This window comes from Pseudomonas sp. HMWF021 (assembly GCF_003061005.1).
Taxonomy (GTDB): domain Bacteria; phylum Pseudomonadota; class Gammaproteobacteria; order Pseudomonadales; family Pseudomonadaceae; genus Aquipseudomonas.
This window is the reverse complement of the sequence record NZ_QAIK01000102.1, coordinates 28,284-32,303: the sequence shown is the minus strand read 5'-3', so window position 1 is coordinate 32,303 and position 4,020 is coordinate 28,284. Positions and strand designations below refer to the sequence as shown.

The window sequence follows — 4,020 nt, the reverse complement described above, 5'->3', positions numbered from 1 at the left end:
CCTCAGCGAAGTGCCGTACGCCGGGGCAAAGCCTTTTGGGTTACCTTTTCGGCGTTTGGAAAAGGTGACTCGCTGTAAGAGCGAAACCGCCAGCGGCATCACCCGCAGAAACGGATATGCCCCCAATACAACCAAAACAAAAAAGGCGCGATCCTTTCGAATCGCGCCTTTTCATCAAAGCTTGAAGCAGTCTATCAGCTACCCAGCGCTTTGGACGCCAACCAGAACAACCCAGCCGACAACGCCACAGTCGCCGGCAGGGTCAGCACCCACGCCAGCAAGATGGTGCGAACAGTGCCGCCCTGCAGGCCGCTCTTGTTGGCGACCATGGTGCCGGCCACGCCCGAGGACAGCACGTGAGTGGTCGACACGGGCAGGCTGAAGATGTTGGCCATGCCGATCAAACTGGCAGTAGTGATCTGCGCCGACATGCCCTGGGAATAGGTCATGCCTTGCTTGCCGATCTTCTCGCCAATGGTCAGTACCACGCGTTTCCAGCCGACCATGGTGCCCAGGCCCAAGGCCAGGGCGACCGCCAGAATCACCCAGAACGGGGCGTATTCGGTGGTGGTGGTCAGGTCTTTGCGCAGTTTGTCCAGATCAGCCTTTTCGCGGGCTTCAAGGCCTGGCAGCTTGCCGACTTTCTTCGCGGTGTCGTCCAGGCACAGCAGGTAGCGACGCACTTCGATGCGGCTTTCCGAGGACAGCGAATGGTAGTCCGCTACACCTTTGAGGGTATCAAGCAGGGCGTTGATGGTCGGTTCGGTCTGCTGCGGGTTGCAGCGGAATTTCTCCGGCAGGTCGCCTTCGACGCTTTTGCCCAGGGCCAGGAATTCGCCCAGGGAATCGGCGTTGCGCTTGTAGAACTGGCTCAGGTGCAAGGTCGCGTCGCGGGTGCGTTCGATCTGGTAGGTGGTGCTGCTCAGGTCGAGTACGAACTGCGCGGGCACGATACCGATCAGCACCAGCATGATCAGGCCGATGCCTTTCTGACCATCGTTGGAGCCGTGCACGAAGCTCACGGCCATGGCCGAGATCACCAGGACCAGGCGGTTCCAGAATGGTGGGTGCTTCTTGTCGTCGATCTTGCGGCGCTGTTCCGGAGTCTTGTGCATCTTCGACAGCGGACGCCACCACTTCAGGCCGATGAGGATCAGCGCGGCGATCAGGAAACCGGCCATTGGCGAAAACACCAGCGAGGCGCCGATGTCGATCGCTTTCTGCCAGTTCACGCCGTCGGCCAACGGGATGTTGTTGATCAGGGCGTTGGCCAGACCGACGCCCAGGATCGAGCCGATCAGGGTGTGGGAGCTGGAGGCCGGAATACCGAAGTACCAGGTGCCCAGGTTCCAGGTGATCGCCGCGGCGAGCAACGAGAACACCATCGCCAGGCCATGGCCGGTGTTCACATTGATCAGCAGTTCTACCGGCAGCAGGTGAACAATGGCATACGCCACGCCAACGCCGCCCAGCAACACGCCGAGGAAGTTGAACACACCGGAGAAGAACACCGCGAGGTGAGGCGGCATGGCTTTGGTGTAGATAACAGTGGCTACCGCGTTAGCGGTGTCATGAAATCCATTGATGAACTCGAAGGCGAGGACAAACGTCAGGGCGAGCAAGAGGCTCACAAGCACCCAAGCATCCAGTCCGCTGAATAAATCGATCATGAAGGTTTTCTGACCCGGTCATAAGGGGGCGCGATTATGCCAGAAAAGACTGGAAATCGATCCCCTACCTGCTCATCGGTAGCAATCAATGTCGAATTAAATTGTTGCAAGGTGCAAAGCCCGAGCGTGTTGCAGGGTTTTTCAAGTGCTTGATTAGATAGAGAAAACCTTCTGGCAACAGGCATTTTGTCGCGTGCGCGAGGGCCTCAAACGCCTGTGTGAAATATCTCTGAAACGAGTCAGACACGCTCCTTTGCCGCGCAGGACAGGGGAGGTGGCCACTGCCCGCGGGTAGCGGGCGCGCAAGGCATCGCCGCGTCACCGCGCTTGTAACCGGTGCCGACGCAAGCCCTCAAAAAAACTGATCGCCCGTTCAAGGCTCTTCGGTTTTGAGTTCTTCTTCCATCTTTTTCAGTTCTTGCTGGAAAACCTGATCCTGAACAGTGGGGCGTTTACGCCATGCCTTGCGTTCCGGTTCGGGTTGCGCGGCGTAGGTGGTGACTTCCCCGCCGTAAACTTCCTTGTAGCGTTGTTCCTGGCGCTCAAGTTCCGCGCGCAGTTCGTCTTTCGTCACAGTGCTACCTGTTTGAGTTGAGATAAATGTCTGGTGAAACGCACGGCAACGAGTCAATTGCACACGTCCACCGAGGGGCAATGCCGGTTAAGGCATTGGTGTTATCGGCAGGGCGAACAAGACTTCCATGTTGCAGGCGGCTACGGCACCAGATAAAAACTGACGCAGCATCAGTTTCCTGTTTCAGCGAGTGCTGGCGTTGAATGAGTCATGGGCGTCAGCGCTGGCCGGGCTGTCGGCGATTGGCATCGCGTCGGCAGATGGCGGCCTCGTTGAATAAAACGCGGCGCCACTGAGGTGCATTATAGCGGTCGATTCGGGAATGACTATCTTTGCCAAGTTAAAAACGGTTCGGGATGTGTGATTGTTTTGTGACTGACATTTTTTATCGGTAGTTGCAGTGGGAGGCAAACGTTAGCGTTGAACGTGTTGTGTTTCTGGCGTCATTTAGTCAGCAACTAAGGGTATCGGCTCAGCGAGTCAGGAAAGTTGGGAAAACATTTTTGCAGGTCGTACAGGGGGGGCGGTGCTGAAGATTGCGATAATCGGTCGACGGTTCGATAATCGCCCAATCTCGGCATGCCGCCCTTGTTTATCTGTCGGCGAGCCGCTTGTATAGCGATTGATCCGCGCCGCAAAAAGGACAAGAAATGAACGATCAGATGCGCAACTCCTTCACTTCCGTGGCGCCGCCGATCGTGGCTTCGCCGGCCAAGCGTATCCAGGCGCTGACTGGCGACCCGGATTTCATGACCTCGCTGGCTCGTGGTCTGGCGGTGGTGCAAGCATTTCAGGAGCGCAAGCGGCACCTGACCATCGCCCAGATCAGCCATCGCACGGAAATTCCCCGCGCCGCGGTGCGACGTTGCCTGCACACGTTGATCAAGCTGGGTTACGCCACCACCGATGGCCGCACGTATTCATTGCTGCCCAAAGTGCTGACCCTGGGGCACGCGTATCTGTCCTCGACGCCGCTGGCGGTGTCCGCCCAGCCGTACCTCGACCGCATGAGCGAGCAACTGCATGAAGCCTGCAACATGGCCACGCTCGAAGGTGATGACATTCTGTACATCGCCCGTTCGGCAACCACTCAGCGCCTGATTTCGGTGGACCTGTCGGTGGGCGGGCGGCTGCCGGCCTATTGCACATCCATGGGCCGTATCTTGCTGGCGGCGCTGGACGACACTTCGCTGGGCGAATACCTCGAGCACGCCGAACTGGTGGCCAAGACCAGCCGCACCCTGCACACCCCGGAAAGTCTGCTCGCATGCCTGCAGGAAGTGCGGCAGCAGGGCTGGTGCATCGTCGATCAGGAACTTGAACAAGGCCTGCGCTCGATTGCCGTGCCGGTCTATGACGCCTCGGGCCAGGTGGTCGCGGCGCTCAATGTCAGCACCCATGCCGGCCGAGTGAGCCGCACCGAGCTGGAAAACCGCTTTCTGCCGGGCCTGCTCAGTGCCAGCCGCGACCTCAGCGCGCAGTTGTTCGCCTGATGAAGCTGTTCGATAAACGCACAGTGTTGCGTTTATCGAATTGACGCTAAAAGCCCCGGATCATTAATGTCGCGGCAGCGTCATCCGGCGCAGATTTGAATGAGCCTGCCGGATTGTCGACTCCCATAATAATGACAAGAGGCAACTCACCATGCGCATGCTCCCCGACTGTCTCAGCTCCATTCCCTGTTGCCGGATTCACCGCAACGCCTGATTTCGATCTTCTATTCTTGTGACCGTGCCGCTTTTGGGCCGGCCGCCGTTCGACTGCGTTTTTTGCGTG

Annotated in this window: 4 protein-coding genes; 1 reads left to right on the top strand and 3 read right to left on the bottom strand. The window is 58.3% G+C overall.

From position 1 onward, the window contains the following. Window positions 1–194: 194 nt before the first annotated feature. Both DBR18_RS13660 and DBR18_RS13655 read right to left on the bottom strand, forming a co-directional pair. Entirely contained in the window at window positions 195–1,670 is a 1,476-nt protein-coding gene (locus DBR18_RS13660; protein WP_007963152.1) for an inorganic phosphate transporter, read from the bottom strand. 373 nt (window positions 1,671–2,043) lie between these two features. After that, window positions 2,044–2,244: a hypothetical protein gene (locus DBR18_RS13655; protein ID WP_003222398.1), complete on the bottom strand. Its 201-nt coding sequence runs from the start codon at window positions 2,242–2,244 to the stop codon at window positions 2,044–2,046. A 650-nt stretch (window positions 2,245–2,894) separates the two neighbouring features. Here DBR18_RS13655 and pcaR point away from each other — a divergent pair. Next, entirely contained in the window at window positions 2,895–3,737 is an 843-nt protein-coding gene (gene pcaR / locus DBR18_RS13650; protein ID WP_108590699.1) for a pca regulon transcriptional regulator PcaR, read from the top strand. Window positions 3,738–3,783: 46 nt separating this feature from the next. Here pcaR and DBR18_RS28510 read toward each other — a convergent pair. After that, a partial coding sequence (locus DBR18_RS28510; RefSeq protein WP_218277855.1) for a hypothetical protein occupies window positions 3,784–4,020 on the bottom strand: 237 nt, incomplete at its 5' end.